The sequence below is a fragment of the Rhizobium zaerense genome (genome assembly GCF_051810725.1).
Classification (GTDB): Bacteria; Pseudomonadota; Alphaproteobacteria; order Rhizobiales; family Rhizobiaceae; genus Rhizobium; species Rhizobium leguminosarum_I.
This window is the reverse complement of the sequence record NZ_CM132690.1, coordinates 636,042-662,786: the sequence shown is the minus strand read 5'-3', so window position 1 is coordinate 662,786 and position 26,745 is coordinate 636,042. Positions and strand designations below refer to the sequence as shown.

General features: G+C 60.7%; 24 protein-coding genes and 3 pseudogenes. 10 read left to right on the top strand and 17 right to left on the bottom strand.

Annotation, left to right across the window (positions count from 1 at the left end; all coding sequences use genetic code 11):
• The first annotated feature begins 71 nt into the window (after window positions 1–71).
• Together ACS4RR_RS03205 and ACS4RR_RS03200 are read left to right on the top strand one after the other, a co-directional pair.
• A pseudogene (locus ACS4RR_RS03205) lies at window positions 72–1,609 on the top strand (MDR family MFS transporter).
• A gap of 391 nt (window positions 1,610–2,000) precedes the next feature.
• Window positions 2,001–3,545, top strand: coding sequence for a M48 family metalloprotease (locus tag ACS4RR_RS03200; protein ID WP_407752386.1), 1,545 nt, complete (start codon window positions 2,001–2,003; stop codon window positions 3,543–3,545).
• A 51-nt stretch (window positions 3,546–3,596) separates the two neighbouring features.
• Here the strand turns inward: ACS4RR_RS03200 and ACS4RR_RS03195 are convergent, their stop codons facing one another.
• From ACS4RR_RS03195 to ACS4RR_RS03175, 5 genes are all read right to left on the bottom strand, one after another.
• A complete protein-coding gene (locus ACS4RR_RS03195) occupies window positions 3,597–4,460 on the bottom strand; it encodes an RNA polymerase factor sigma-32 (RefSeq protein ID WP_012759432.1) in 864 nt (287 codons plus the stop codon).
• A 378-nt stretch (window positions 4,461–4,838) separates the two neighbouring features.
• The gene (locus tag ACS4RR_RS03190) at window positions 4,839–5,411 is read right to left on the bottom strand and encodes a CarD family transcriptional regulator (RefSeq protein WP_003543775.1); all 573 of its coding nucleotides are present in this window, start codon (window positions 5,409–5,411) and stop codon (window positions 4,839–4,841) included.
• 393 nt (window positions 5,412–5,804) lie between these two features.
• Window positions 5,805–6,143: a ferredoxin FdxA gene (gene fdxA / locus ACS4RR_RS03185; protein ID WP_026154348.1), complete on the bottom strand. Its 339-nt coding sequence runs from the start codon at window positions 6,141–6,143 to the stop codon at window positions 5,805–5,807.
• A 194-nt stretch (window positions 6,144–6,337) separates the two neighbouring features.
• The gene (locus tag ACS4RR_RS03180) at window positions 6,338–6,742 is read right to left on the bottom strand and encodes an Hsp15 family ribosome-associated heat shock protein (protein ID WP_456189695.1); all 405 of its coding nucleotides are present in this window, start codon (window positions 6,740–6,742) and stop codon (window positions 6,338–6,340) included.
• Between the two features lie 2 nt (window positions 6,743–6,744).
• Window positions 6,745–9,981: a helicase-related protein gene (locus tag ACS4RR_RS03175; protein ID WP_456189694.1), complete on the bottom strand. Its 3,237-nt coding sequence runs from the start codon at window positions 9,979–9,981 to the stop codon at window positions 6,745–6,747.
• Between the two features lie 808 nt (window positions 9,982–10,789).
• Here ACS4RR_RS03175 and ACS4RR_RS03170 point away from each other — a divergent pair.
• Both ACS4RR_RS03170 and ACS4RR_RS03165 read left to right on the top strand, forming a co-directional pair.
• A complete protein-coding gene (locus tag ACS4RR_RS03170; protein WP_017962528.1) occupies window positions 10,790–10,945 on the top strand; it encodes a DUF3309 family protein in 156 nt (51 codons plus the stop codon).
• Between the two features lie 27 nt (window positions 10,946–10,972).
• Window positions 10,973–11,227 carry a YMGG-like glycine zipper-containing protein gene (locus ACS4RR_RS03165; RefSeq protein ID WP_018071981.1) on the top strand — a complete coding sequence of 85 codons (255 nt, stop codon included), beginning with the start codon at window positions 10,973–10,975 and terminating at the stop codon, window positions 11,225–11,227.
• A gap of 413 nt (window positions 11,228–11,640) precedes the next feature.
• Here ACS4RR_RS03165 and ACS4RR_RS03160 read toward each other — a convergent pair whose 3' ends face one another.
• Together ACS4RR_RS03160 and ACS4RR_RS03155 are read right to left on the bottom strand one after the other, a co-directional pair.
• The gene (locus tag ACS4RR_RS03160) at window positions 11,641–12,366 is read right to left on the bottom strand and encodes a beta-ketoacyl-ACP reductase (protein WP_017962530.1); all 726 of its coding nucleotides are present in this window, start codon (window positions 12,364–12,366) and stop codon (window positions 11,641–11,643) included.
• Window positions 12,367–12,437: 71 nt separating this feature from the next.
• Window positions 12,438–13,619, bottom strand: coding sequence for an acetyl-CoA C-acetyltransferase (locus ACS4RR_RS03155; protein WP_456189693.1), 1,182 nt, complete (start codon window positions 13,617–13,619; stop codon window positions 12,438–12,440).
• 238 nt (window positions 13,620–13,857) lie between these two features.
• Between ACS4RR_RS03155 and phaR the strand changes: the two genes are divergently transcribed.
• Window positions 13,858–14,430, top strand: coding sequence for a polyhydroxyalkanoate synthesis repressor PhaR (phaR, locus tag ACS4RR_RS03150; RefSeq protein ID WP_003543798.1), 573 nt, complete (start codon window positions 13,858–13,860; stop codon window positions 14,428–14,430).
• Here the strand turns inward: phaR and ACS4RR_RS03145 are convergent.
• From ACS4RR_RS03145 to mtgA, 5 genes are all read right to left on the bottom strand, one after another.
• Window positions 14,425–14,832, bottom strand: coding sequence for a hypothetical protein (locus ACS4RR_RS03145; RefSeq protein ID WP_003543801.1), 408 nt, complete (start codon window positions 14,830–14,832; stop codon window positions 14,425–14,427). The two genes, phaR and ACS4RR_RS03145, sit on opposite strands and share 6 nt — an antisense overlap.
• A gap of 145 nt (window positions 14,833–14,977) precedes the next feature.
• Window positions 14,978–15,163 carry a 50S ribosomal protein L32 gene (rpmF, locus tag ACS4RR_RS03140; protein WP_003543812.1) on the bottom strand — a complete coding sequence of 62 codons (186 nt, stop codon included), beginning with the start codon at window positions 15,161–15,163 and terminating at the stop codon, window positions 14,978–14,980.
• A gap of 155 nt (window positions 15,164–15,318) precedes the next feature.
• Complete coding sequence (locus tag ACS4RR_RS03135) at window positions 15,319–15,966, bottom strand: glutathione S-transferase family protein (protein WP_162115037.1); 648 nt, start codon at window positions 15,964–15,966, stop codon at window positions 15,319–15,321.
• A 13-nt stretch (window positions 15,967–15,979) separates the two neighbouring features.
• A complete protein-coding gene (locus tag ACS4RR_RS03130) occupies window positions 15,980–16,702 on the bottom strand; it encodes a DUF1868 domain-containing protein (RefSeq protein WP_260109690.1) in 723 nt (240 codons plus the stop codon).
• 95 nt (window positions 16,703–16,797) lie between these two features.
• Complete coding sequence (gene mtgA, locus ACS4RR_RS03125) at window positions 16,798–17,535, bottom strand: monofunctional biosynthetic peptidoglycan transglycosylase (protein ID WP_222384381.1); 738 nt, start codon at window positions 17,533–17,535, stop codon at window positions 16,798–16,800.
• Window positions 17,536–17,670: 135 nt separating this feature from the next.
• Here mtgA and ACS4RR_RS03120 point away from each other — a divergent pair, with 135 nt between their 5' ends.
• Window positions 17,671–18,585, top strand: a complete 915-nt coding sequence (locus ACS4RR_RS03120) for a polyprenyl synthetase family protein (RefSeq protein ID WP_222384380.1) — start codon at window positions 17,671–17,673, stop codon at window positions 18,583–18,585.
• 8 nt (window positions 18,586–18,593) lie between these two features.
• Here the strand turns inward: ACS4RR_RS03120 and hisC are convergent, their stop codons facing one another.
• From hisC to ACS4RR_RS03100, 4 genes are all read right to left on the bottom strand, one after another.
• A complete protein-coding gene (gene hisC, locus ACS4RR_RS03115) occupies window positions 18,594–19,655 on the bottom strand; it encodes a histidinol-phosphate transaminase (RefSeq protein ID WP_456189692.1) in 1,062 nt (353 codons plus the stop codon).
• 16 nt (window positions 19,656–19,671) lie between these two features.
• Window positions 19,672–20,922, bottom strand: a complete 1,251-nt coding sequence (gene ispG, locus ACS4RR_RS03110; RefSeq protein ID WP_260056930.1) for a flavodoxin-dependent (E)-4-hydroxy-3-methylbut-2-enyl-diphosphate synthase — start codon at window positions 20,920–20,922, stop codon at window positions 19,672–19,674.
• A gap of 96 nt (window positions 20,923–21,018) precedes the next feature.
• A complete protein-coding gene (locus tag ACS4RR_RS03105; protein WP_456189691.1) occupies window positions 21,019–22,209 on the bottom strand; it encodes an MFS transporter in 1,191 nt (396 codons plus the stop codon).
• Between the two features lie 63 nt (window positions 22,210–22,272).
• A complete protein-coding gene (locus ACS4RR_RS03100) occupies window positions 22,273–23,049 on the bottom strand; it encodes a DeoR/GlpR family DNA-binding transcription regulator (protein ID WP_017966101.1) in 777 nt (258 codons plus the stop codon).
• A gap of 178 nt (window positions 23,050–23,227) precedes the next feature.
• On the opposite strand from ACS4RR_RS03100, the pseudogene ACS4RR_RS03095 reads away from it, so the two are divergent.
• From ACS4RR_RS03095 to ACS4RR_RS03080, 4 genes and pseudogenes are all read left to right on the top strand, one after another.
• A pseudogene (locus ACS4RR_RS03095) lies at window positions 23,228–23,416 on the top strand (DMT family transporter); the annotation flags it as partial.
• A 150-nt stretch (window positions 23,417–23,566) separates the two neighbouring features.
• On the top strand, window positions 23,567–24,340 hold the full coding sequence (locus tag ACS4RR_RS03090) for an amino acid ABC transporter substrate-binding protein (protein WP_170258203.1): 774 nt from the start codon (window positions 23,567–23,569) through the stop codon (window positions 24,338–24,340).
• A 213-nt stretch (window positions 24,341–24,553) separates the two neighbouring features.
• A complete protein-coding gene (locus tag ACS4RR_RS03085) occupies window positions 24,554–25,234 on the top strand; it encodes an amino acid ABC transporter permease (RefSeq protein WP_017966098.1) in 681 nt (226 codons plus the stop codon).
• Window positions 25,231–25,991 (top strand): annotated as a pseudogene (locus ACS4RR_RS03080) (amino acid ABC transporter ATP-binding protein). The gene ACS4RR_RS03085 and the pseudogene ACS4RR_RS03080 overlap by 4 nt, the downstream one beginning before the upstream one ends.
• 151 nt (window positions 25,992–26,142) lie before the next feature.
• Here ACS4RR_RS03080 and ACS4RR_RS03075 read toward each other — a convergent pair.
• Window positions 26,143–26,715 (bottom strand): NADPH-dependent FMN reductase, encoded by a 573-nt coding sequence (locus ACS4RR_RS03075; RefSeq protein ID WP_456189690.1) that lies wholly within the window; start codon window positions 26,713–26,715, stop codon window positions 26,143–26,145.
• Window positions 26,716–26,745: the final 30 nt, after the last annotated feature.

Below are 26,745 nucleotides of genomic sequence, written 5' to 3'. Positions count from 1 at the left end.
TCATTAATGTGCCATTGACAACTATATGCTGTTAGCACATAAAAGCACATCAACCCGGAACGATGCCTTCCATGGACATGCAACTCGCGCCTGCGCCGCTCGTGACGGATCCTCGCCGACGGCTTATTCTCTTCTTCTTCCTGATGACGGCCATGTTCATGGCGACGCTCGATAATCAGATCGTCTCCACGGCTCTGCCGACGATCGTCGGCGAATTCGGCCATCTCGAGCGCTTCGGCTGGATCGGCTCGGCCTATCTCCTGTCGCTGAGCGCCGTCATGCCGGTCTATGGCAAGCTTGGCGATCTGTTCGGCCGCAAATACGTGATGATGACGGCGATCATGATCTTCACCGTCGGATCGACAGTCTGCGGCCTGGCGGTCTCGATGGACACGCTGATCGCCGCCCGCGTGCTGCAAGGCCTTGGCGGCGGCGGCATCATGGTGTCGATCTTCGCCGTCAACGCCGACCTGTTCGAGCCGCGCGAACGGGCTCGCTACCAAAGCTATTCCAGCCTCGTGCTGATGGCATCGGGCGCAATCGGCCCCGTGCTCGGCGGCACGATGAGCGATCTCTTCGGCTGGCGCTCGATCTTCCTCGTCAACGTGCCGATCGGCTTCGTCGTGCTCATCGGCCTTGCCTTCATGCTGCCGTACCGCAAACCGCATCGCCGCCCCAAGATCGATTATGCCGGTGCCCTCCTGCTTGCCATGACGACGACAAGCATCGTGCTTGCCACCGACAGCAGCGAATTGTTCGGCGCGTTGATCTCGCCTGAGAGTATCGGCATCGTCGCCTTCGGCGTCGTCTGCGCCGTCACCTGGGTGTTCGTCGAGCGTCGCGCGCCGGAACCGATCGTTCCCCTGCAGCTGTTTCGCAATTCGACCTTCAGCCTGCTCCTGGTGATCTCGATCATGGGCGGCGCCATCGCCATCGGCATGGTCAATTATCTCGCCCTCTTCCTGCAGACCACGACCGGCCTTTCGCCGTCTGCCGCCGGCCTGCTCTTCATCCTCCTGACCGGCGGCCTCGTCTGCGGGTCGCTTTCCGCAGGCCGCATCATCTCGATAACGGGGCGCTACAAGCCCTTCGCTATCGCAAGCCTCATCTGCAGCGCCACCGCCTTTGCGCTGATGTCGCAGATCCACGCCGGAACGCCGATCGCCTTCATCGGCGCGATCATGATGCTGCATGGCATCGGCATCGGCCTTGCCCAGCAGGTTCCCATTATCGGCGTACAGAATGCAGCACCCGTCCGCGACGTCGGCGCCGCCACCGGCTCGGTGACGCTGTCGCGCATGGGCGGCGCCTCGATCGCCATTTCCATCTACGGCGCCATCATCGCCTCTGAGCTCGGCAAGATCGGCGTCTCCATTCCCGGCGTCGCCGATATCAAGCAGCTGACGCCGAAAATGATGGCCGCCCTTCCCGAAGCGAGCCGCCAGGCCGTCGCCGAGACCTATGCCGCCGCTTTCTCGCCGCTGTTCATGACCTCCTGCGCCATTGCGCTGATCGGCCTTGCCGCCGCCATCATGCTGAAGCCTGTGCAACTGCCCCGCGCCGGCGAGACGACGAAGCCGCAACCGCGGCGGCGGAAGCTGCGGAATAGTCGAATCACGACGGCGAGAGAATGCTTCATCGGAAGGCATTCCTTCTCGATGAATATATCGCGGGTTGCAATTTTCTCGCAGGACTGTTGCTATCGGCCCGGTTGCTTCAATCGGGCCCGTTCTTTTTCCGCGCCGTCGACGAATCTCCGCGTTGTGACGGAACTTTCGCCATAATTTCATCCGAGCGAAGGGAGGCCCTCATGCCTGAGGCTTGCCAAAATGCAACGGCGCCACATTTATACAGAGTCTCGCTATGCAACCGATGCGTAAATCAGCTACAGCAAGGACTTGTATCGGCCGATTGTGCAGTGCGAGATCAGGGGTGCGTCCCTGTTGAATTCCCTTTGCCATGGTCGGTCCGAATCTGCGGCAAACCGGCAAAACAGCGACATGATGCGGAGAAACAGCCTGGACAGCTTGACGACGTGGAAATCGCCCGCGCTTTCCAGTGATGCCATCTCCGCGCCGCAGCGTTTCGCCCGTCGCCTGATGTTGTTTTCGGCCGTCGCAATGGCGCTGAATGGCTGCCAAACGCTGATCGACCAATCCTATCAGCCGAGTGTTTCGCCTTCTTCCAATCCGCAGATCGTCGACGAGGTGCAGAAGAACGATCCGCGCGCGGCGATGGGCGCTCGTGAGCATCCGCGCATCGTGGCAAGCTACGGCGGCGAATATAAGGACGCCAAAACCGAGCGCCTCGTCGCCCGCATCGCCGGCGCCCTGACGGCGGTGTCGGAAAATCCGAGCCAGTCCTACCGCATCACCATCCTGAATTCGCCGGCGATCAACGCCTTTGCGTTGCCGGGCGGTTATCTCTACGTCACCCGCGGCCTGCTCGCCCTTGCCAACGATGCCTCGGAAGTCGCCGCCGTGCTGTCGCACGAAATGGGCCACGTGACCGCAAACCACGGCATCGAGCGGCAGAAGCGCGAGGAGGCTGAGGTCATCGCCAGCCGCGTCGTCGCCGAGGTCCTCTCCAGCGACATCGCCGGCAAGCAGGCGCTTGCCCGCGGCAAGCTGCGGCTCGCCGCCTTCTCCCGCCAGCAGGAGCTGCAGGCCGATGTCATTGGTGTTCGCATGCTCGGCGAAGCCGGCTACGACCCCTATGCCGCTGCCCGTTTCCTCGATTCGATGGCCGCTTACAGTCGCTTCATGTCGGTTGATCCCGAAGCCGACCAAAGCCTCGACTTCCTGTCGAGCCATCCGAATTCGGCGCAACGCATAGAGCTTGCCCGCACCCACGCCCGCGCCTTCGGCCAGGAAGGCTCGGTCGGCGACAAGGGCCGTAATTATTATCTCGACGGCATAGATGGACTGCTCTACGGCGACAGCCCCGAAGAAGGTTATGTGCGCGGCCAGACCTTCCTGCATGGCGGCCTCGGCATCCGCTTCGACGTGCCGCCGGATTTTCACATCGACAACAAGGTCGAGGCGGTGATGGCCACCGGCCCGAACGACATCGCCGTCCGCTTCGACGGCGTCGCCGACAATCAGAACCAGAGCCTCACCAACTATATCTCCAGCGGCTGGGTGACCGGCCTCGATCCGTCGACCATCCAGCCGATCACCATCAACGGCATGGAAGCAGCCACCGCGCGCGCCAGCGCCGACCGCTGGGATTTCGATGTCACCGTGATCCGCAACAATTCGCAGATCTTCCGTTTCCTGACCGCCGTGCCGAAAGGCAGCGACGCCCTTGAGCCAACGGCCAGTGTCTTGCGCGCGAGTTTCCGCCGCATGACGCCCGCAGAGGCAGCCTCGCTGAAGCCGCTGCGCATTCGCGTCGTCACCGTCCGGCCGGGTGAGAATATCTCGACGCTCGCCGCCCGCATGATGGGCACGGACCGCAAGCTCGATCTCTTCAAGCTCATCAACGCCCTGCCCACGGGTGCAGCCGTTTCTACTGGCGATCGCGTCAAGATCATCGCCGAATAAAAAAGGCCCGGCTCGCGCCGGGCCAGTCTGTGCTGCTGGAGGGGATAGGCTTCAGGCGTAGGCCGCCATATGCGGATCGGCGCTGACGAGCGCGCTGCGAAGCTTCTCCATCGCCCGGCTTTCGATCTGACGCACACGTTCCTTGGAAATACCGAGATCGGCGCCAAGTTCTTCAAGCGTGGCACCGTCCTCCGCCAGACGCCGGGCGCTGATGATCTTCATCTCGCGTTCGTTGAGATGTTTCAGCGCCGAGGCTAGCCAGACGCGGCGGCGCTCGCCGTCGATCATGTTGGACACCTGCTCGTCCGGCAGGGGATCGTCGCTGACGAGGAAGTCCATCTTCTCCGCACTCTCGGCATCGCCGGAGACCGAAGGCGCCTGCAGCGAAGCGTCGTTGCCGGAAAGCCTGGCATCCATCGTTTGCACATCGGAGAGGCTGACGCCGAGGGCCGCGGCGATTTCCTGGTGAATGGATTGCAGCGTCAGCTGGGTGTCACCCTTGGCGAGCTTGGCGCGAAGACGGCGCAGATTGAAGAACAGCGCCTTCTGCGCCGAACTCGTACCGCCGCGCACGATCGACCAGTTGCGCAGAATATAGTCCTGGATCGAAGCCCTGATCCACCAGCTGGCATAAGTCGAAAAGCGCACGTCGCGCTCCGGCTCGAAGCGAGCGGCGGCTTCCAGCAGGCCAACATAGCCCTCCTGCACCAGATCGCTCATCGGCAGGCCGAAATTGCGGAATTTGCCGGCCATGGATATGACGAGGCGCATATGGGCCATGGCGATCTGGTTTCGCGCGCCGCGGTCGTCGTGATCCTTCCAACGGGTGGCGAGATCGTGCTCTTCCTGACGGGCGAGATAAGGGGCGGCCATCGCGATTTTGATCATGCGCCGATCTGCAGACATGTTCTTCATTTCGATCTCCCGAAACAGGCCTCTCGCCCTGAAATGAACAATAAAACTCATCTTCCGGAACATCGCTGTCCGGATTGAATGGTGTTCTGAATGCATAAAAGCCTCGCCCCTGGACTTTTCAGGGGGAGGCCCTATTTCTCATCATATGCCGGTAAGACGGCTGGGCTGGACCTGTTTCTTCACCTTGCCGGATTGGCAATATAGAAAAGGCATGATCCGCTCCTCATCGAACATTGACGGAATAGCAGTTCGCTCGCTGAGGCCATTGCCCGACGAGCAGTCCGCAATTACGTATGTTAAACGCGGCAGTCGGAAAAAAGTTCCAATAAAAAAACCCGGCGCGAAGGCCGGGTTTTTTGATGGAAAAACAGGGTCGCTTTATGCGGCTTCGTCCTGTGAATCGTCTTCTTCGATCGCCTTGCCCCGCTTCGGACCTTTGTTGAGATTGGTCTCGACGAGGCGGACGGCTTCTGTTTCCGACATCTTGTTGACGGCGGCGATTTCGCGCGCCATGCGATCGAGGGCAGCCTCATAAAGCTGGCGCTCGGAATAGGACTGCTCGGGCTGGTTCTCGGCACGATAGAGATCGCGCACGACTTCAGCGATGGAAATCAGGTCGCCGGAATTGATCTTCGCATCATATTCCTGGGCACGGCGGGACCACATGGTACGCTTGACGCGTGCCTTGCCCTGCACAACCTTCAAAGCACGCTCGACGAAATCCGTTTCCGAAAGCTTGCGCATACCGATGCTCATGGCCTTGGCGACCGGAACCTTCAGACGCATCTTGTCCTTCTCGAAATCGATAACGAAAAGTTCGAGCTTCATGCCGGCAACTTCTTGCTCTTCGATAGCGGTGATGGTACCGACGCCATGAGCGGGGTAGACAATCGATTCACCGGTCTTGAAGCCGTGACGTGCTGTAGAAGGCTTTTTCTGCTGAGTCGTCATTCTATTCAAAAACTCCCTGTTACGCTTCCGGCGGCGGCCGGAGCCGGGTCAGTCAGGCCCGGGTGAGACGGTAGTATCCGTCGGGTGACTTCACTCTGGTCCCATCGGGCAAAAGCAAAGGCTTCTTTCGCTCGATCTTGGGACCCGGCGCTCAAAGCGTTGATATGTCACGGAAACCGTGTACGGATTTGTTTTGCTTTCGTGATGGTTTTGGGCATGCATCATGCCACAAATGGAACAGTAGACGAAACCTATCATAAAAATATGAGGAAATCAATAATTTGCTTCGCTTGAGTCATGCGGGCAACACATGTCACCCATATGCCTCACGCAACTTTTAAAACGTTTTTCCCGACGGTCGCCTGAATCCGGCGACCGAATGTAGGCGCTGTCTCAATCGCCGGAACCGGGCTTGTCGGAGAAATACTTCTCGAATTTTCCGGTCTCGCCATCCATTTCCTTGGCCTCGGGCAACGGGTCCTTCTTGATCGTGATATTCGGCCAGATCGTGGCATATTCGGTGTTGATCTTCAGCCATTTGTCGAGGCCCGGCTCAGTATCGGGCTTGATCGCCTCGGCGGGACATTCCGGTTCGCAGACGCCGCAATCGATGCATTCGTCAGGATGGATGACGAGGAAATTCTCGCCCTCATAAAAGCAGTCGACAGGGCAGACTTCCACGCAGTCGGTGTATTTGCACTTGATGCAATTGTCGGTCACGACATAGGTCATGAAGAACTCCAGGATTTCCATGCGGATGGGGCCGGGCAACCTGGAACGTCGCGCCTATCCCCGTGCCGGAGGAAAAGCGTGAGCAGGCTTGGGAGGCAAGCACGCTTCCGGCAGGTTGTCAGTGACGTATCGGCTTTAGCGCCGGATTTCAAGGATAAACGATCTGCAAAAACCGCCGCCGCAGACAGAGTTTTCTAATCCTCGTCCGACATCAGCCTGTCGATTGCACGTCTTTCCTTTTTGGTCGGACGGCCGGCGCCGGTCGCCCGGATCGCCTGCTCGTAGGGCGTGAGACGTTTTGCCTCATCCGGTGGCGGGGATTGGTCGTCGTAGAGCAGGCGCGCCTCCTCGTAAGGACCCCGCCGCTCGCCGGCAAGCCGCATGACGAGAACGACATCGCGCCGCTCCAGCGTCAGCTCGATACGGTCGCCCGGCTTGACCATCTGGCTCGGATGGCTGCAGCGCTCGCCGTTGACGCGCACATGGCCCGATTGGATATGGCTCTGCGCCAGCGAGCGCGACTTCACCATGCGCGCGAAGAACAGCCACTTGTCGATGCGCTGGCGCGAACCGCTTGTCGGCTGTGTCTCCCCGCTCATGATTACTTCTTCATCTGCTCCTTGAGAGCTGCAAGCTTGGCGAAAGGCGAATCCGGATCGATCGGCTTCTCCTTGCGCGGTGGCTTGGCCTCGAAGCGCAGCGGCTGTGAGCCGCTACGATTGTTGTTGCGGTCGTTACGATCGTTACGCTCACCGCGATCCTTGCGATCGCCACGCTCCTGCCGGTCGCCACGCGGCTGGTCGCCCCGTGGTTGGTTGTTGCGGTCGCCTCTTGCCTGCTGCGGCCGGCCGCCATCGCGACCGGCGCCGTCCTTGCCGCGGTTCTGGCGATTGTTGTCGCGGCCGTCGCCACCGCGATTGCCCTCGCCGCCTTCACCGCTGCCCGGCCGGCGATTGCGGTCGCCGCGCTCCTGGCTTTGACCGCGCTGCTCGCCCTGGCCGCCACGGCGTTCGCCATGCCCGCCACGCGCCTGGCGCTGATTGTCGTTGCGACCGCCAAGACGCCACAGAAGAACCGGCTTCGGTTCCGCCGGCTCGCCGGCTTCCCCAGATGCAGGTACTGTTTCATCGGAAGCCGATACCGCTTCCGCAGGAGCGGATGTCTCGATCGGTTCGGCCGGAGCGGCGATTTCGACCCCTTCCGCCACGGGCGCCTCCGCGACTGCCGAAGCCGCCTCGGTTGCGGCGGGCTCGGCAGCAGTCTCTTCTGCCGCGCCGTCGGCATCGTCGTGGTCGGCCTTTTCGGCTGTTTCTTCCGCGGGCGCTTGCGCGCTGGCGGCGGGCGCTGAGGCTGCATCCTGCGTCGCAAGATGTGCCGACGCTTCTTCCGCCTTCACGGCATCGGCGCGATAGCCGAGACCCTTGAGGATTTCTTCCATGTCCTCGAGTGTCGCACCGAGGATCGACAGCATCGCCGTCGTCGTCGTGAAGCGGCGGCCGTCATAGGCGCCCTCCGGACGGTTGTTCTGACCGGGCTTCCATTGCAGCAGCGGACGGATGATATCGGCAAGCCGTTCCAGGATGTCGATACGCACGGCACGCTTGCCGAGGAAACGGAAGCCGGCGAGCTTGTAGAACATCCGCTCGAAGCTCGGATCGGTGACGACGGAGGTGCGGCCGGCGGCAAGCACGGGAATGAGATCGCCGTAGCCCGGCTTGTCCAAACCGTCGTTCTTCAGCGCCCAGAGCAGCGTGATGAGTTCGGCCGGCGCCGGCTTCAGAAGTGCCGGAACGAAGATATGATAGGCGCCGAAACGCACGCCGTAGCGGCGCATGGAGGCGCGGGCTTCCTGGTCCAGCGACTTCACCTCCTCGGTCACGTCGCGGCGGAACAGCACCCCGAGATTCTCGACGAGCTGGAAGGCAAGCCCCTTGGCGAGCCCCTGCAGGTCCTCGGCGCGCGACAGATCATCGAGCGGCTTCAGCACCGTGCTGATATGATGATTGACGAAGCGCTCGATGCGCGCGGCAACGTGATCGCGGGCATTGCCCGTCAGTTGCTCGTCGGCCAGCAGGATCACGCGCGGACGCATGATGTGATCGCTGCCCGAAAGCCGCGCCACCGGGTCGCCCAGCCAACGGATCAACCCATCCGAACCGATCACCAGATCGCTGTTGCCGGCGGCATGCATCCGGGCCGCGCGGGCTTCGAACTCGAGCCCGAGCGCCTTCTGCGACGCAGCCTGAACCGCCTTGGCATCCGGTCCGTCCGTTCCCGCCACCGGCGTGAAACGGAATCCGCTCAACTGCCCTACATGATGTCCTTCAACGAAGACATCGCCATTCACACTGATTTCAGCTTCCAGCATCGCATTCTCTCTCAGGCGCTTCATGAGCACAGATGTCCTGCGATCAACAAAGCGTTTCGTCAACCTTTCATGTAACGCGTCGGACAATCGATCTTCGATTTCCCGCGTCTTTTCCTGCCAGTGTGTCGGATCGGCAAGCCAACCGGGCCGATCTGAAACGTAGGTCCAGGTCCTTATCTGCGCGATTCGCGCCGAAAGCGTGTCAATTTCGCCATCTGTTCGATCGGAGCGATGAACCTGCTCCGCAAGAAACTGCTCGTTCACCGTGCCATAGCGGACGAGATCGGAAAAGAGGGTCGAGATAAGATCGGCATGTTGTGCTGGGGTGATACGCCGATAGTCGGGAAGCGCGCAAGCCTCCCAGAGTTTTTCGACGCGCGCCGGCCTGTCGGCGAGATCGATGACCTCGGGATAACGCGAAAGCTGCTCCAGCGCCTGCTGGTCGACCGCAGGCAGCGCCCGCGTCAGCCCCGGCACACGCGGCCCGACCTCAAGGCTGGCGCGCAGCGACGCGATTGAGGAGAAGTCCATCTCCGTCGTCCGCCACTGCAAAACCTTGACGTTATCGAACTCGTGTCCTTCGATGCGCTGCACCAGCTCGTCGTCAAAAGGCGAGACTTGTCCGGTGACGCCGAAGGTCCCGTCTCGCACGTGCCGCCCGGCGCGGCCAGCGACCTGGCCGAGTTCGCCCGGATTGAGATTGCGGAACTGGTAACCGTCGAATTTCCGGTCCTGGGCAAAGGCGACGTGATCGACATCGAGGTTGAGGCCCATGCCGATCGCATCGGTCGCCACCAGGTATTCGACGTCGCCCGCCTGATAGAGCGCCACCTGCGCATTGCGGGTGCGCGGGCTGAGCGCACCGAGCACGACCGCCGCGCCGCCGCGCTGCCGGCGAATGAGCTCGGCGATGGCATAGACCTCGTCGGCGGAGAAGGCGACGATGGCCGAGCGCTGCGGCAGCCGGGTGATCTTCTTCTGCCCGGCATAGAAAAGATGCGAAAGCCGCGGCCGCTCGACGATTGTGATGCCGGGCAGGAGCTGCTGCAGGATCGGCCGCATTGTCGCCGCGCCGAGCAACAGCGTTTCCTCGCGGCCGCGAAGATGCAGGATGCGGTCGGTGAAGATATGGCCACGCTCGAGATCGCCGGCGAGCTGCACCTCGTCGATCGCGACGAAGGCGGCTCTGGTCTCTCGCGGCATCGCCTCGACAGTGCAGACGGAAAAACGCGCATTGGGCGGCGAAATCTTTTCCTCGCCGGTGACCAGGGCCACATTCTGTACGCCGACCTTCTCCACCACCCGCGTATAGACCTCGCGCGCCAGCAGCCGGAGCGGCAGGCCGATCACGCCCGTTCCGTGCGCGACCATGCGCTCGATGGCATAATGGGTCTTGCCGGTATTGGTCGGCCCGAGCACCGCGGTCACACCGCGCCCGCTCAGAATCATCGGCTGCGAAGTCAGAGTCATGGGTCCATGCAAATGAGGCGGGTGGCCCCAGGAAAATCTCGGCTCCTCGGTGGAAGCAGAGAACACATGGACAGCTGCCGCCGCAAACGCAAGGGCAGATTTCAAAATGTCTCGGGGATTACGACCTTTGCGAGTCGTGCGGAATGCCCGAATGTCCGATTCGGAACAGCGTGAGAACGAATCAGCGACGAATCGCTGACTCCCGCTGATTCAGCTTTTGTTCACGGCTAAGTATTGATTTTGAATCACTTTTTCCCACTAGATGCTGAATCATGAGACTCTCTCCCGTTTGCATTTTCGAGGTCGCGGGTGACGATTCCCGCCCCGATGTTGAACGGATGAATATCCGCCCGAAATTAACCTCTCGACCAAAGCCGGAACGAATCGGAGACGAATCGCTGACTCCGCCGTTTTCGCCTTTCGTTCACGACAATATCTGGTAGCGGCTTCAGGTCCGGGTGCTAGATGCGGATCGGCGGCAGATCCTTTCGCGCCGCCTCGTCGCATCGGCATCAATCTTTCAGGAGCCGGATTCAGATGGCGTTAAGTCAAGGCGGCCAATATCGCAGTTCCGATCAAACACGGAACGAATCGCTGACAGATCGGCGACATCGCGATTTTCCCGATTTGTTCACCGCAACATATTGTATTTACATGTCTTTTTAACCATAGTGGCAATTTCCGGAAATAACGCAACTTAAACCGTGAATCAGGCGCCGTCACATTTCCGGAGCTGAACCGGGAACAAAAATCGCCAATGTGTGTTTCTCGTCCATCCAAATTGCCGATGAGATGAAGGAAACACACCATGCTTGGCACAATACTTCTTATTATCCTCATTCTGCTCTTGATCGGAGCCCTGCCGAATTGGGGTTATAGCCGTGGCTGGGGCTATGGACCTTCCGGCGGTTTAGGGCTAGTTCTCGTGATTATCATTATCCTTGTACTAATGGGCCGCATCTAAAGCCCAACTAACCTGGGGAGTTACGACATGATGAAGAAGATTGTTCTTATTGGTGCCCTCGTCGGCGCCTTGGCATCCTGCACGGCGACCGAGCAAGGCACGGCGATCGGCGCCGGCACGGGCGCTGTTATCGGCGGTGTCGTCACCAACAGCTGGGGTGGTGCCGCTGTCGGCGCCGTTGCCGGCGGCCTGACCGGCGCACTCATCGGCCACTCGGTCGAACGCCGCGGCTACTGCGTCTACCGCGACCGCTATGGCCGCCGCTACGAGGCCCGCTGCTGATCGGCAAAAACATCTCGGACTCCCAACGGGCGCTTCGGCGCCCGTTTTTCTTTGGCTGCCGCATCCGTCAACGCGACGTTGACAATTGGCTGCGAAAGTCAAATCTACCGCCGCCAAACGGCTAGGTACATATTTCCTTTGCGAGCGCAACGGACAGGCAAAGCCGCCCGGCGCACCGGAAAGGAAACGTTTCCATGATTCACACTTTGCTGAATTCCCTCGTCGCCGTTCTCATCGCGTCGGCTTTCCTGGCGACCGCGATATCAGTCCTCAGCAGCGAAGATCGCTCGCTGCGCAAAGTGCCGGCCAGAGTTCGGCCACAGCGACGTCCATAAACAGAGATTGGCGCGTTCAGCCGGACGCGCCAATTGCTTTGAATCTGATCTCTACTGTCGACTCCAAGACCGAAATGTCTAGGCGAAGAACTGTCCGCCATTGGCCGTCAGCGTCGAACCGGTGATGAAACCGGCATCGTCGGAGACGAGGAAGGTGACGCAGCGCGCGATCTCTTCCGGTTCGCCGAGACGGCCGACGGGGATCTGCGGAATGATGCGTTCGTTCAGCACCTTCTCCGGCACGGCAAGCACCATTTCCGTTCCGATGTAACCGGGGCAAATGGCGTTGACGGTGATGTTCTTGTTCGCCCCTTCCTGGGCCAGCGCCTTGGTGAAACCGAGATCGCCCGCCTTGGCCGCCGAATAGTTCACCTGGCCCATCTGGCCCTTCTGCCCGTTGATCGACGAGATATTGACGATACGGCCGAAGCTGCGGTCACGCATGCCGGTCCAGACCTGATGCGTCATGTTGAACAGGCCGGTGAGGTTGGTATTGATCACCTCGTGCCATTGCTGCTGCGTCATCTTGTGGAACATCGCGTCGCGGGTGATGCCGGCATTGTTGACGAGGATTTCGACCGGACCGATCTCGCTTTCGACCCTGGCAATTCCCTCGCCGCAGGCGAGGTAATCCGAAACATCCCATTTGAACACCGGAACGCCGGTAACGTCGTGGAAGGCTTTGGCCTTCTCGTCGTTGCCGGCATAGCTGGCAGCGACCCTGTATCCGGCATTTTTCAGTGCCATGGATATTGCCGCGCCGATGCCGCGTGTGCCCCCGGTGACCAAAGCCACTCTGCTCATGTTCCGCTCCCCTATTGTTTTTCGCCTCGCCGCTTGGCGGGATCTTCAATCAAACATGGATCGTATGCTATTTAAAGCGCTTCAAAGCACATGGCCACACCCATGCCACCGCCGATGCAAAGCGTGGCGAGACCTTTCTTCGCGCCGCGGCGCTTCATTTCGAACAGCAGCGTGTTGAGAATGCGCGCGCCGGAGGCGCCGATCGGATGGCCGATCGCAATTGCCCCGCCATTGACGTTGACGATCGACGGATCCCACCCCAGATCCTTGGTGACGGCGCAGGCTTGCGCCGCGAAGGCCTCGTTGGCTTCGACGAGATCGAGATCGTTCACCGACCAGCCGGCCTTCTCGAGCGCCTTGCGCGAGGCCGGGATTGGTCCGGTGCCCATGATCTGCGGATCGACACCCGCCGTTGCCCAGGAAACGATGCGGGCGAGCGGCTGGATGCCGCGCCGGACCGCCTCCGCTTCGCTCATCAGCACCGCCGCAGCGGCACCATCGTTGAGGCCGGACGCGTTCGCGGCGGTGACCGTGCCGTCCTTGTCGAAAGCCGGGCGCAATTTCCCCATCGCCTCCAGCGTGGCGCCGTGACGGATATATTCGTCGGCATCGACCGTAACGTCGCCCTTACGTGTCTTGATGACGTAGGGGATGATCTCGTCGACAAAGCGACCGGCTTTCTGCGCTGCCTCCGCCTTGTTCTGGGAACTGACGGCGAACTGATCCTGGTCGTTGCGCGAAAGCTGCCACTGGCGCGCAACATTCTCAGCGGTGATGCCCATGTGGTAGCCGTGGAAAGCGTCGGTCAAGCCGTCCTTGATCATCGTGTCGATCATCTTCATGTCGCCCATCTTGACGCCGCCGCGTAAGTGCGCGGCATGCGGCGCCATCGACATGGATTCCTGGCCGCCGGCAACGATGATCTTTGCGTCGCCGGTGGCGATCTGCTGCATGCCAAGCGCCACCGCGCGCAGGCCCGAGCCGCAGAGCTGATTGACGCCCCAAGCCGTCGCTTCCTTCGGAATGCCGGCCTTCATCGCCGCCTGGCGGGCCGGGTTCTGGCCCTCGCCGGCGGAAAGCACCTGGCCGAGTATCACCTCGTCCACCTCGCCGGGATCGACGCTGGCGCGTTCGAGAGCGCCCTTGACGACGGCCGCCCCGAGCTCATGCGCGAGGACTGTCGCGAAAGCGCCGTTGAAGGCGCCGACTGCTGTTCGCCCTGCACTGGCGATGACGATGGATGGATTGCTCATGGGGACGCTCCTCGTTTTCGTCTCACTTACATAAGTGGAAACTGGCAAAGCTTGGAGCACAAGTCAAACGCGAAGACCGGCCGCCGTCATTTTTAGGCAAAGCCCGTCAAAGCCCGATTCATCTGCTCTGTGAAAGGTTTGCCGCATCGCACAAAGAGATTGTCACCGGGCTTCTTTTGCGTTTACAGTCTCAAATGGAGGAATATCCATAAATCAGACGGGGGTCCAGGAGACTGATATGGCGAAGCATGAGGGTCAGATCGTTATCAAGAAATACGCCAATCGCCGCCTATACAACACGGGCACCAGCACCTACGTGACGCTGGAAGACCTGGCGGAGATGGTGAAGAAGGGCGAAGAATTTACCGTACAGGATGCAAAAAGCGGAGATGACATCACCCACTCGGTGCTGACCCAGATCATCTTCGAACAGGAATCGAAGACCGGCAACACGTTGCTCCCGATCTCCTTCCTGCGCCAGCTCATCACCTATTACGGCGATCAGATGCAGATGGTCGTGCCGAGCTTTCTCGAACATTCGATGCGCTCCTTCACCGAACAGCAGGCCCAGATGCGCGAGCAGGTGACCCGCGCCTTCGGCGAAACGCCGCTCGGCAAGAACCTGCAGTTGCCGATGCAGATGGTCGAGGACCATGTTCGCCGCAACACCGAGCTGTTTCAGCAGGCGATGCAGATGTTCTCGCCCTTCATGACGCCGCCCGCCAAGGAAAGCCGCAAGGCCGAGGCCAAGGATATCGACGAGCTGAAGGAACAGCTCCGCGCTCTTCAGAACAAGCTCGACAACCTATAATCCGATCGACACATCCCGCCCGGCGCTCCGGATCGACACGGCAAAACCGCCGATGACATCGATCAGAGCGATCGTCATCAAAATGAAGAACACCTGCGTCGCAGCATCCCGGACGAGCAAAAACTCAACCAGGAAGGCGATGAACACCAGCATCGACAGCATGTGGTTGACGAGATTGCCGGGGCCGGTTCTGGTGGCTTTGAGGATTTCGAAGAACAGCACGACAAGTGCGATGACGATGAAAAGATCGCCGAGCGCCATGCTCCAGATGGCGCCCGAGATCATCGACAGCACGATGATATCATGTTGCAGTGCCGGAATGCCGCCATCGCCCATCAGGCCCAGCATCGCGAGATTGTAAAGAATAAACGGGATAATCATTAGGGGCATGGCGGCTATCATCTGCAATCTCCCAGCGCATCATGGAAGAATACTGCCGCAAACCGTTGCCTGACTGCAAGTCATTGCAAATATTATATCGTCGATATGCAAAAGGCCGGCGTGACGCCGGCCTTGAAACTTCGATCGGACAAGCCGGATCGGGAAATTATGCGCTTTCCTTCGGCGTCAGAACCTGGCGGCCGCGATACATACCGGTCTTCAGGTCGATATGATGGGGGCGACGCAGTTCGCCGGAGTTCTTGTCTTCGACGTAGGTCGGAGCCTTCAGGGCGTCTGCCGAACGGCGCATACCGCGCTTGGACGGGCTTGTTTTTCTCTTCGGTACAGCCATTTCTCTTACTCCACTTGCGGGCAAAACATTCCCACGGCCAGACTGGCGGCCGAAACGGACATGTCGCGATTTCGGAATTTGGCGCGCTTATACATGCAAGGGGTGGCGTTGACCAGTCCCCATGCGTATTTTTTGCGAAGCCGATGATTCCGGGCTCAGACTTCGTCCTCCGGTACGATCCAGGGCTCGGCGCGGGCCGCCTCTTCCCATTTTCGCCAGGCCGGATGCGCCTTCATGGTCTCCATATAGGCCAGGATGTCGTTTCGGCTGACGAGATCATAGATGTCGAACCGGTTGACGACAGGTGCAAACATCGCATCCGCCCCGCTGAACGCGCCAAACAGAAACGGTCCGCCGGATTGCTGCAGGAGATCGCGCCAGATCGTCTCGATGCGGCTGGTGTCGGCGTCGACACCATCCGGCAACGCGATCTTGCCCTTTGGCCGGCGGATATTCATCGGGCAGGCGCTGCGCAGCGCCCGGAAGCTCGAGAGCATCTCCATCGAAACCGAACGGGCGAGCGCCCGCTCGGCCCGATCCCTCGGCAGAAGGCCGGCGTCCGGATAAAGTTCGGCGACATATTCGATGATCGCCAGCGATTCCCAGATCTTCAATGCGCCGTGCTTGAGAAGCGGCACCCGCCCGGTCGGCGAAACCGCCTTGATATTGGGATTGCCACCCGCATCGTCGAAGGGGATCAGGACTTCCTCGAAATCGATTCCGGCAGCCGTCAGCGCCATCCACGGCCGGAACGACCAGGAGGAATAGTTCTTGTTGGCGATGTAAAGCGTCGGTTTGTCCATGGTCCTCTCCCGTTCAGGCTTCGAAATCGAAGATCAGCAATTCGTGGAAATGGTTCATATCCTCGAACACGCAGAATGCCGGCGGTGTCAGCTCGAAAACAACCGCCTTACGGCGGATATCGTCGGCCACATCATCGAGCATCGCCTGCCAGCGCGGCAAGGCTTCATCCTCCAGCCGTTCGATCGCATAGGCGAAGGTTATATGGAACTTATAGTCCTCATGGTTCGGCTGGCGATAGCCGAGAAGATCGGCCAGGGCGCTGCGCCAGGCGCGCATGATCTTGCGGTCGTTCGCCGTCGCCCCGTCGACGAGCAGGCCCGACGGACGCGCTTCGACGATGGCGACCTTGAAGGGGTCGAACATCGAGAAACCTTCCAGCCTTGCCGCCATCAGCGCGGTCATGTCGTCGATCGGCGTATCGAGAGGGAGATCGCTTGGCCAGTAATCCTGCCGGCGCCTGGTCTCGATGACACCTTCGAAAAGCGTCATGTGAATGCTTGATATCGGCGTGAAGAGGAACTGCGGGGCCTCGGTCATCGCCAGATATTTTTCACGCGCTTCGATCAGCGCCGTCTGCGTCTGCGAGCCCTTCTCGAGATGACAGACGATGGTGTTGCCGGCTTCCGGCAGAAAGCCGCCGTGCTTGCCATAACGGCTGCCGAGATGGGCGGGCGGGGTCGGATTATGCGTCTTCGAATAGCAGAGAAGTTCGGACGAAAATGTCGTGATGGTCATGGGCAGATCGGGGCTCTGGTTGGACTGCATTCGCCCATATGGCAGAACCAAGAATGTCAGATGACACTTGCCGCTTCCAACGACCAGTTCTGATGTCAATCATAGATGCATCTGATGTAATCGCCCGAACCTTGCCCGCGTCTCTCGATGACGCCCGCGAGCCGGCGAAGGCCTCGTCCGGGCTTGCCGGCATTGCGGTCGATTGGGTTTGGCAGCGAGACGGCAAGCAGCGATGCCTGGCGCCGCGTCAGCTTCGAGGCGGGCACCTTGAAATGATGCTGGGCCGCCGCCTCGATACCGTAGATGCCGGGACCCCATTCGGCAATGTTGAGATAAATTTCCATCAGCCGCCGTTTCGACAAGACGAAATCCGTGGTCACCGCGAGCGGAAGTTCCAGCCCCTTGCGCACGAAGGAGCGGCCGTTCCAGAGGAAGAGGTTTTTCGCCGTCTGCATCGGGATGGTACTGCCGCCGCGCGTCGCCTGACCTTTCAGCGTATCCTCGACCAGCATGCGCATTTCCGCCCAGTCGACGCCGCCGTGAAAGCAATACTGCCCGTCCTCCGACATCATCACCGACTGCACCGCAACTGGGGCGATTTTATCAAGCGATACCCATTGCCTGTCGTAACCACGCAGCAGCACGAGATCGCGCAGCATCAGCGTCGAGACGGGGTGAATGAAGGGCAACAGATAGAAAAAGATCAACGCATAGGGAAGGATCAGCACGATCAGCATGGCAACAACGATGCGTTTCAACACATGCCGGTCTTCGAACCATCGCCGACGAGCCGGCATGTCGACGCTGTCCTCTCTCTCTGGCGCTATATCCAATGTCCCCAGTCCGATTTCGCTCCTGTCGTTCTCATAACGCCTGTGTAAAGCTTATGCCAGAGTGCGTGGCAAATCTTGCTGCGGCCATCGACAATTCCGTTGCAAGCCTGGGGGCGCCCATGCCAAACAGCGCCCATGGACGCGAACCGGGACACTTTCGAGACGAGGCTGAAGAACAACGCCCGCGAGATCGAGGCGCTGCTCGACGCATTGCTTTCACCAAATGCTCTTTCCGATGAAATGGCCAGGCCCGAGACGCTGCGCGATGCCATGCACTATGCCGTGTTGAACGGCGGCAAGCGGCTGCGCCCGTTTCTCGTCGTCGAAAGTGCCGCCCTTCTCGGCGGCGACGCCGAGGCGGCACTTCGCGTCGGCGCCGCGCTCGAATGCGTCCACTGCTATTCTCTCGTGCATGACGACCTGCCGGCCATGGACGATGACGACCTGCGCCGCGGCAAACCGACGGTGCACATCAAGTTCGACGAAGCGACGGCAATCCTCGCCGGCGACAGCCTGCTGACCTATGCCTTCGACATCATCGCCGCGCCGGAAACGACCCTTGCCGATACGAGCAAGGCAGCGCTAGTGCTGGCCCTTGCCCGCGCAGCCGGTCTCGGCGGCATGGCCGGCGGCCAGGCGCTCGATCTCGCGGCGGAAAGGCAGGCGCCCGACGAGGCCGGCATCATCCGCCTGCAGGCGATGAAAACAGGCGCGCTGATCCGCTTCGCCTGCGAAGCCGGCGCCGTCATCTCGGCAAGCCCGCCGGACGATCGCCGCCGCCTGCGCGCCTTCGGCGAAAAGATCGGCCTTGCCTTCCAGCTTGCCGACGACATTCTCGACCTGACCTCGGATGCGGCGACCATGGGCAAGGCAACCGGCAAGGATGCGGCCCGCGGCAAGGGAACGCTTGTGGCCCTGCGCGGCATGGAATGGGCCGAGGCCCAGCTCCGTGAGCATGTCCGCGATGCAGAGGCGCTGCTGGCCCCCTACGGTGCCCGCGCCTCGATCCTCACCGCTGCGGCGCATTTCATCGCCGACCGGAAGAACTGAACCGCAGGTCAGGCGGCCAATATCACCTCGAGGGCGGAAACCAGACGAGCACACTCCTCGTCCGTGCCGATGCTGATCCGCAGGAAATCCGAAATACGCGGCTTGGCAAAAAGCCGGACGAGAATGTTCCGCTCCCGCAGAGCAGCTAGAAGCGCTGCCCCCGAACGGCTTTCGTGCCTAGCAAAGACGAAATTCGCTTGGGACGGCAGAACCTCGAAATCCAGCGCTTCAAGTTCCGCGACCAGGCTTTTCCGTGTGGCGATGATTTTCCCCCGGCATGTCTCGAACCATGCCTCGTCCTTGATCGCCGCCGTCGCAGCAAGCTGCGCCAGACGATCGAGCGGATAGGAATTGAAACTGTCCTTGACCCGCTCCAGCGCCTCGATCAGCGGCCGCTGTCCCAGCGCGAAGCCGATGCGCAGACCGGCAAGCGAACGGGATTTCGACAGGGTTTGGATCACCAGCAGATTGGGATATTTGGAAATGAGCGGCACGGCGCTTTCACCGCCGAAATCGATATAGGCCTCGTCTATGACGACGACCGCATCCGGATGGGTGGCAAGAAGCGCTTCGATACCGGCAAGCGGCAGGCCGATACCGGTCGGTGCATTCGGATTGGGGATGATGATCGCGCCGCATGGTCTGTCGTAATCTTCCAGCCGGAGCCGGAACCCATCGTCAACAGGTATCTCGATCGCTTCGACGCCGTATAGCAGGCTATAGGTCGAATAGAAGGCATAGGTCACATCGGGATAGAGAAGCGGTCGCTCATGTTTCAGCAGCGCCTGGTACGCATGCGCAAGAACCTCGTCGGAGCCGTTGCCGACGAATATTTCTTCCGCCGTCAGGCCGAAACGGGCCGCGATCGTCTCGCGCAATTCGGTAGCAGTGGGGTCGGGATAGAGCCGCAGGCGATCGTCCGCCGCTTCCCGGATCGCCTCGGGCGCCATCGGGGACGGCCCGTAAGGATTTTCGTTGGTATTGAGCTTGACCGTGTTCGCGATACGGGGCTGCTCGCCGGCGACATAGGGCCGAAGCTTGCTGACGATATCAGACCAGAACCGGCTCATGCGAACCTGCGGGCGCTCATTCCGCCGCCGTCCGCTGGCCGAAACGCTTCTCGATATAGTCGACGACAAGCGCTTCGAAGTCGGCGGCGATATTGGGACCGCGCAGCGTCAACGCCTTCCGGCCGTCGATGAAGACGGGGGCCGCCGGCGTCTCGCCGGTGCCCGGAAGCGAAATGCCGATATCGGCATGTTTGCTTTCGCCCGGCCCATTGACGATGCAGCCCATGACGGCGACGTTCAGTGCCTCGACGCCGGGATATTTCTCGCGCCAGACCGGCATGTTCTTGCGGATGTCGTTCTGGATGTTCTGGGCAAGTTCCTGGAACACCGTCGATGTCGTGCGTCCGCAGCCCGGACAGGCCGCAACGACGGGAATGAACTGGCGGAAGCCCATGACCTGCAGGATTTCCTGCGCCACCTGGACTTCGCGCGTGCGGTCGCCGTTCGGTTCCGGCGTCAGCGACACGCGGATCGTATCGCCGATGCCGTGCTGCAGCACGAAGCCCATCGCCGCCGACGAGGCGACGATGCCCTTGGTGCCCATGCCGGCTTCGGTCAGGCCGAGATGCAGCGCGTGATTGGAGCGTTCGGCAAGCATGGAATTGACGGCGATCAGGTCCTGCACCTGGCTGACCTTCGCCGACAGGATGATGCGGTTGCGCGGCAGGCCGATCTCTTCGGCAAGGGCTGCCGAAAGCAGCGCCGACTGCACGATCGCCTCCCGCGTCACCTGCCGGGCCGAAAGCGGCGATCCGGCTTCGGCATTCCGGTCCATCAGCGCCGTCAGCAGCTCTTGATCGAGCGAACCCCAGTTGACGCCGATACGCACCGGCTTGTCGTAGCGGATCGCCATCTCGATGATCTCGGCGAACTGCTTGTCCTTCTTGTCCTTGAAGCCGACATTGCCGGGATTGATGCGGTATTTCGCCAATGCCGCGGCACAATCAGGATGATCGGCGAGCAGCTTGTGACCGATATAGTGGAAGTCGCCGATCAAAGGCACGTCCATGCCGAGGCGCAGCAGCCGCTCGCGGATCTTCGGCACGGCGGCCGCACTCTCGTCGCGGTCGACGGTAATGCGCACCAGCTCCGAACCCGCCCGGTGGAGAGCGGCGACCTGCGCGACGGTGGAATCGATATCGGCCGTATCGGTATTCGTCATGGATTGCACGACGACCGGCGCCCCGCCGCCGACGATGACGCCGCCGACATCGACGGCAACAGAAGCGCGGCGCGGTTTCGGATCAAAATCGGCGGCTGAAGACATGGAGAGTTCTTGCACCCCTAAAAACAGTGCTTTTCAGGTGGATCAAGGCCGGCTGCTTGTCAACCGCCCCTGATATCACTTTTGTTGGGAGCCGGCTCAGTGACCGCCCCTGGAGGTCTCATCGGCATAATGGGCCAGGTTAGACAGCAGCAAAACGACGAGCAGCAGCAACGGCAGCGCCATGAAAACGACGGCAAAGCCGATATGCTCGGCGACGAAGCCGATCAACGATGGCGCAACCAGCATGCCGGAATAGCCAACGGTCGTGACCACCGAGATACCGATGCCAGGCTTGAGGCCGGGTATATTGCCCGCCGCCGAGAAGGCGATCGGCACCATGTTGGAAATGCCGATACCGCAACAGGCAAAGCCGAGGATGGCAAGCTCGGCATTGGGCGCCAAGCCTGCAAGCAGCATGCCGACAATCGCAAACAGCGTACAGATGCGCAACGTCTTGACGCCGCCGAAACGGTCGCGCACCAGGTCGCCGCCAAAGCGCATGATTGCCATGGTCGCCGAAAAGGCTGCGAAGCCAAGACCGGATAGTGCCACGGATGCATCCATTTCCTGCCGGAGATAGAGCGCGCCCCAGTCGAGAACCGCGCCTTCCGGCACCATCGAGAACAGCGCCATCAATCCGAGCAGCCACGGCAGCGGCACCATCGGCAGCTTCGTCTTTTCCTTCTTGGTGTCGGGATGCGGCGGATCCGCAAGGATCATCGGCCATGCCAGAGCAAGGAAGATTGCCGCCAGCACGGTCGCCAGTTGCGCATGGCCGAGAATGCCGAGCTTGGAGATCACGATGCCGCCGAGACCTGAGCCGATCAGTCCGCCAAGGCTCCAGAAAGCATGGCAGGACGACATGATGGCGCGGCGCATGGACTTCTCGACCGAGACCGCATTGGCATTCATCGCCACATCCATTGCGCCGATAAGGCCGCCGAACAGGAAGAGCGAAATTGCCCCGGTCAGCACATTTGGCGCGAGCGTCAATGCCAGCAGCAACGGCAGCATGCAGACAGCTAGTACCTGAACGACGATACGCGAGCCGTGTTTGGCGATCTGCGCACCGGCGATCGGCATCATGACGAGCGAGCCAACGCCGAAAACGAGGATCATCAACCCAAGCTCGAACTTGGTTAGCGCCAGACGCTCGGCAAAATCCGGGATCTTCGGCGCCCAGCAGCCGACGACAAAACCGTTCATGAGAAAGAGCAGAGAAACCGCCGCCCTGCTTCTGGTAATGAAGCCGCTCCGGGCTCCCGGCGTACTCACGTGACTATCCATTTCCGGTCTTTCCTCATTGCCGGGCTTGCTTGGCCCGGTTTCCCAAAACTCTGTAATGGCGCCTCAGTTCGCTTTCTCGGCGAGAACAGTCCTGCATCCGCGCTCGCGGTAACCGGCAAGAACGGCCGGATCGGCATCGTGCTCGACGACCAGGCATTCGCAATGCGCAACCGGCAGTATGCTATGGGGGGCAGCAGTGCCGAATTTCTCCGAGGTTGCGGCCACCAGCACCCTTTTGCTCCTGGATGTTGCAAACCGCTTGAACTCCGCATCCTCGAACCCGAACACCGTGATGCCGGCCTCGAGATCGACGCCGCAGGCGCCCAGAATGCAGAGATCGGGCGAGATCTGCTCCATATCCCGCAAGGCCTTGGCGCCGAGCGAACCGCCCGTCTGCCGGTCCACCATTCCGCCGATCAGGATGACGTTGACAGCCGGCTTGTCGATCAGCGCCGCGGCAATCGCCGGCGCGTTCGTTGCAGCCGTCAGTGCTAGGTCGGCCGGCAACGCATTGGCAATCGCCAGATTGGTGCTGCCCGCGTCGAAGAACACGGTCGAGCCGGCGGCAATCTGCTTTGCCGCAGCGCGCCCCAGCGCCTGTTTCCGGTCAGCCGCAAAGCCGATGCGCTGCGACAGGCTTCCACGCGCCGGTGAGACCGGCAATGCGCCGCCATAAACCCGCTCGCAGAGCCCTGCTGCCGCCATCTCGCGCAGGTCCCGCCGTACGGTGTCCTCGGAGACACCGAATTCGAGCGCAAGCTCCGTCGCAAGGACGCGGCCATTTAGCCGCAGCCTCTCGGAAATCACGCCTTGGCGCTCTCGCAACAGAAAATCCTGCATGTTCCTACCGAATCGCAATCCTATAGACCGAGAACGTGCATAAACGCTTATGATCATGCAGGCAATATGCACGGTCACACGTTTTCTGACGTTCGGAAACAAAGCTGTACTAGCAGAGCGAACATGCCCTATTGACCGAGGCGCGAAAATCGATTGGTCATTCCGATTTTTCGCAATCATACGTCGGGCGCCCGTCTCCGTGCTTGCGCCATTCGAATATAGCTCTCTCGTCTGGGCCTTCCTCCTGGGTTATCTGATCTGGGCCGACATCCCGACACAGAATGTGGTCGTCGGCGCGGCGATGATTCTCGGCGCCGGATTGATCATCATCGTCAGCGAAAGGCTGAGCCGCCGCATCGCCGCTTGATGCCTGTTTCTGCCGGATTCATGGTTCGAGCGGCCGTTTGAGAAAAATATTTGCAGTTGCTGCTTTTATTCGCAGTTTTCTACGCTTCCGGCGCCCTAATTTTCTGCCAACTATCCTCATCCGAAGCACCTCCCAAGGATGGATAGAACAATGAACTGGTTGAAAACCGTCGCCGCCGCCGCCCTCATTCAGGCTGCGGCCCTCCTGCCCGCCCATGCCGGTGAAAACCTCGCCACTATCAAATCGGCCGGCGTCTTCAAGATCGGCACCGAAGGCACCTATGCGCCCTTCACCTATCATGACGAAAGCGGCAAGCTCGTCGGCTTCGATGTCGAGATCGGCGAAGCGATCGCCGCCAAGCTCGGCGTCAAGGCCGAATTCGTCGAAGGCAAGTGGGATGGCCTTATCGCCGGCCTCGACGCCAAGCGCTACGACACAGTTATCAACCAGGTCGGCATCACCGAAGCCCGCAAGCAGAAGTATGATTTCTCCGAGCCCTATATCGCCTCCAAGGCCGTGTTGATCGCCCGCGACGGCGACGACAGCATCAAGTCCTTCGCCGACTTGAAGGGCAAGAAGGCCGCCCAGTCGCTGACCAGCAACTTCGGCAAGCTCGCAACCGAAGCCGGTGCCGAGCTCGTCGGCACCGACGGTTTCGACCAATCGATCCAGCTCGTGCTGACCAAACGCGCCGACGCGACGATCAACGACAGCCTCTCCTTCCTCGATTTCAAGAAGCACAAGCCGGACGCGCCGGTGAAGATCGTCGCCGAGCAGGAAAATGCCGACTACTCCGGCGTCATCATCCGCAAGAACGAGCCCGAGCTTCTCGCCGAAATCAACAAGGCGCTTGCCGACATCAAGGCCGACGGCACTTACAAGAAGATCGCCGACAAATATTTCGGCCAGGATGTTTCCAAGTAAGTTCAACTGAAGAAAAGTCCCCTCGCCAACCTCTCCCCACAAAGGGGAGGGGCTTAGCCGGCGGACCCCCTCATCTCCAGATAATCGTTTCGGCCGGCCGCCCGGTCGCTATTTCTTGCGAGGCGGCACCTAGATAAATCCCTCCCCCTTGTGGGGAGGGGTTGGGGAGGGGTATTTCGGGTATCACGACCCAACCGACGAGAGAGAACTCCCTTGGCGCACTGGCTCCAACTGATGGCGGAATCGCTGCCCTCGCTCCTGTGGGCGGGGCTGATCTTCACCATTCCGCTGACCCTGCTATCCTTCGTCTTCGGCCTGGCCCTCGGGCTCGCCACCGCAATCGCCCGGCTCTTCGGGCCGATGCCGCTTTCGGCCATCGCGCGCTTCTATGTCTGGGCCATCCGCGGCACGCCGCTGCTCGTACAGCTCTTCGTTATCTTCTACGGCCTGCCGAGCCTCGGCATCCTGCTCGATGCCTTCCCGGCCGCCCTCATCGGCTTCACACTGAATATCGGCGCCTACAGCTCCGAGATCATCCGTGCTGTCATTTCCTCGGTGCCGAAGGGCCAATGGGAGGCCGCCTATTCGATCGGCATGAGCTGGCGCCAGGCGATGAGCCGCACGATCCTGCCGCAGGCCGCTCGCGTCGCCGTGCCGCCTTTGTCGAACACCTTCATCTCGCTGGTCAAAGATACCTCGCTTGCCGCGGCCATCACCGTGCCCGAGCTTTTCCAGGCGGCGCAGCGCATCGTCGCCACCACCTATGAGCCACTGATCCTCTATATCGAGGCGGCGCTGATCTATCTCGTCCTGAGCTCCGTCCTCTCGCAGCTGCAGGTGCGGCTGGAACGCCGCTTCGCGCGTTATGGCGGCATGCTGGAGGCAAATGCATGATCGAGCTTTCCAACATCGAAAAGCGCTTCGGCGACGCCATTATCCTCAAGGATATCAGTATCCGCATCCCCGAAGGCAGCGTTACCGCGCTGGTCGGGCCTTCCGGCGGCGGCAAGAGCACGCTGCTACGCTGCATCAACCTGCTCGAAATTCCGACCGCCGGCTCGATCCGCCTCGGAGAGGAGAAGCTGGCCTTTGCGCCAGGCAAACGAACGAGCTGGCAGGCGATCCAGAAGATCCGCCGCCAGACCGGCATGGTCTTCCAGAACTTCCAGCTATTCCCGCATCAGACCGCGATCGAGAATGTCATGGAAGGCCTGGTGACGGTGTTGAGATGGCCGAGGAAAAGGCCCGCGAGCGTGCGATGGAATTGCTGACCAAGGTCGGCATGACGCACAAGGCCGACGCCTGGCCTTCGACGCTATCGGGCGGCCAGCAGCAGCGCGTCGCGATCGCCCGCGCACTGGCGCCGTCGCCGCGCGTGCTTCTCTGTGACGAGCCGACATCCGCCCTCGATCCCGAGCTTTCGGCCGAAGTGGTCGATGTGTTGGGCCAACTTGCCAGCGAGGGCACGACGATGGTGATGGCGACCCACGATCTCCGGCTCGCTTCCAAGATCGCCAATGACGTGGTTTTCCTGGAAGCCGGCAGCGTCGTGGAAACGGGCAGCGCCAGAGCTATCTTCAGTGCGCCGGAGCGCGAGCGCACCAAACGTTTCATCTCGACGATCAACGCCGCCCATACCTACGATATCTGAGTTAGAGCATGATGCCGTAAACTGTGAGCGGTTTTCGGACGACATCATGCTCTATTTCTTTGATTTAGATCCGGATTTTAGGCCGACCTGGCCTAAAATCATCCGGATCTAGTGCCGGGATGCGAACATCCCGGCATTGCTGGAATTCCAATCAGGAGGCCGTGACGACGGCCCGCGCCGCCTTTAGCGCATTGCCCCACCAGGTGAGCTGGTCGAGCTGGTTCTTAGCCGCTTCGTTGAGATGCGCGTAATCGCTGAGGCTCTTGCCTTCCTTGAGGACGCCAAGATATTCGCCAAGTGCGATATGCACGCCGGTTTTCACCGAGGCCGCCCCCATTTCCACGAAGATCAGGCGAAGATGCTCGACCGCACGTGCGCCGCCGACGCCGCCGTAACCGACGAAGCCGACCGGCTTCTGGATGAACTCGCCGAGGTCGATGGCGTTCTTCAGAACGGCCGTCGGAGCGTGATTGTACTCGGCGACGGTGAAAATGAAGCCGTCGAATTCACGCAGCTTCTTTTTCCAGCGCTCTGCCGTTTCGCTTTCAGTGGTCGTCGCACGCTGCTCACCGAAAAAATGCATGGGGTAGTCGAGCAGATCGAGAACCTCGACCTCGATGTCCTGCCGGTCGGCGGCGATAGCGGCAATCCACTTGGCCGGATGCTCGGCAAAACGGCCAATACGCGTGCTGCCGACGATGACGGCAATTTTCAACTTGCTCATGGATATTGTTTCCTGGATTGGTCTTGGGGC

Coding starts and splice junctions, on each gene's coding strand:
- ispG (WP_260056930.1), bottom strand. CDS start 20,922: ATGTCTTCAGCCGCCGATTTTGATCCGAAACCGCGCCGCGCTTCTGTT.
- ACS4RR_RS03195 (WP_012759432.1), bottom strand. CDS start 4,460: ATGAAGAACATGTCTGCAGATCGGCGCATGATCAAAATCGCGATGGCC.
- hisC (WP_456189692.1), bottom strand. CDS start 19,655: ATGAGCCGGTTCTGGTCTGATATCGTCAGCAAGCTTCGGCCCTATGTC.
- rpmF (WP_003543812.1), bottom strand. CDS start 15,163: ATGGCTGTACCGAAGAGAAAAACAAGCCCGTCCAAGCGCGGTATGCGC.
- phaR (WP_003543798.1), top strand. CDS start 13,858: ATGGCGAAGCATGAGGGTCAGATCGTTATCAAGAAATACGCCAATCGC.
- ACS4RR_RS03175 (WP_456189694.1), bottom strand. CDS start 9,981: ATGACTCTGACTTCGCAGCCGATGATTCTGAGCGGGCGCGGTGTGACC.
- ACS4RR_RS03165 (WP_018071981.1), top strand. CDS start 10,973: ATGATGAAGAAGATTGTTCTTATTGGTGCCCTCGTCGGCGCCTTGGCA.
- ACS4RR_RS03105 (WP_456189691.1), bottom strand. CDS start 22,209: ATGGATAGTCACGTGAGTACGCCGGGAGCCCGGAGCGGCTTCATTACC.
- ACS4RR_RS03075 (WP_456189690.1), bottom strand. CDS start 26,715: ATGAGCAAGTTGAAAATTGCCGTCATCGTCGGCAGCACGCGTATTGGC.
- ACS4RR_RS03200 (WP_407752386.1), top strand. CDS start 2,001: ATGATGCGGAGAAACAGCCTGGACAGCTTGACGACGTGGAAATCGCCC.
- ACS4RR_RS03190 (WP_003543775.1), bottom strand. CDS start 5,411: ATGACGACTCAGCAGAAAAAGCCTTCTACAGCACGTCACGGCTTCAAG.
- ACS4RR_RS03155 (WP_456189693.1), bottom strand. CDS start 13,619: ATGAGCAATCCATCCATCGTCATCGCCAGTGCAGGGCGAACAGCAGTC.
- ACS4RR_RS03145 (WP_003543801.1), bottom strand. CDS start 14,832: ATGATAGCCGCCATGCCCCTAATGATTATCCCGTTTATTCTTTACAAT.
- fdxA (WP_026154348.1), bottom strand. CDS start 6,143: ATGACCTATGTCGTGACCGACAATTGCATCAAGTGCAAATACACCGAC.
- ACS4RR_RS03170 (WP_017962528.1), top strand. CDS start 10,790: ATGCTTGGCACAATACTTCTTATTATCCTCATTCTGCTCTTGATCGGA.
- ACS4RR_RS03180 (WP_456189695.1), bottom strand. CDS start 6,742: ATGAGCGGGGAGACACAGCCGACAAGCGGTTCGCGCCAGCGCATCGAC.
- ACS4RR_RS03160 (WP_017962530.1), bottom strand. CDS start 12,366: ATGAGCAGAGTGGCTTTGGTCACCGGGGGCACACGCGGCATCGGCGCG.
- ACS4RR_RS03120 (WP_222384380.1), top strand. CDS start 17,671: ATGGACGCGAACCGGGACACTTTCGAGACGAGGCTGAAGAACAACGCC.
- ACS4RR_RS03090 (WP_170258203.1), top strand. CDS start 23,567: ATGAACTGGTTGAAAACCGTCGCCGCCGCCGCCCTCATTCAGGCTGCG.
- ACS4RR_RS03100 (WP_017966101.1), bottom strand. CDS start 23,049: ATGCAGGATTTTCTGTTGCGAGAGCGCCAAGGCGTGATTTCCGAGAGG.
- ACS4RR_RS03135 (WP_162115037.1), bottom strand. CDS start 15,966: ATGGACAAACCGACGCTTTACATCGCCAACAAGAACTATTCCTCCTGG.
- ACS4RR_RS03130 (WP_260109690.1), bottom strand. CDS start 16,702: ATGACCATCACGACATTTTCGTCCGAACTTCTCTGCTATTCGAAGACG.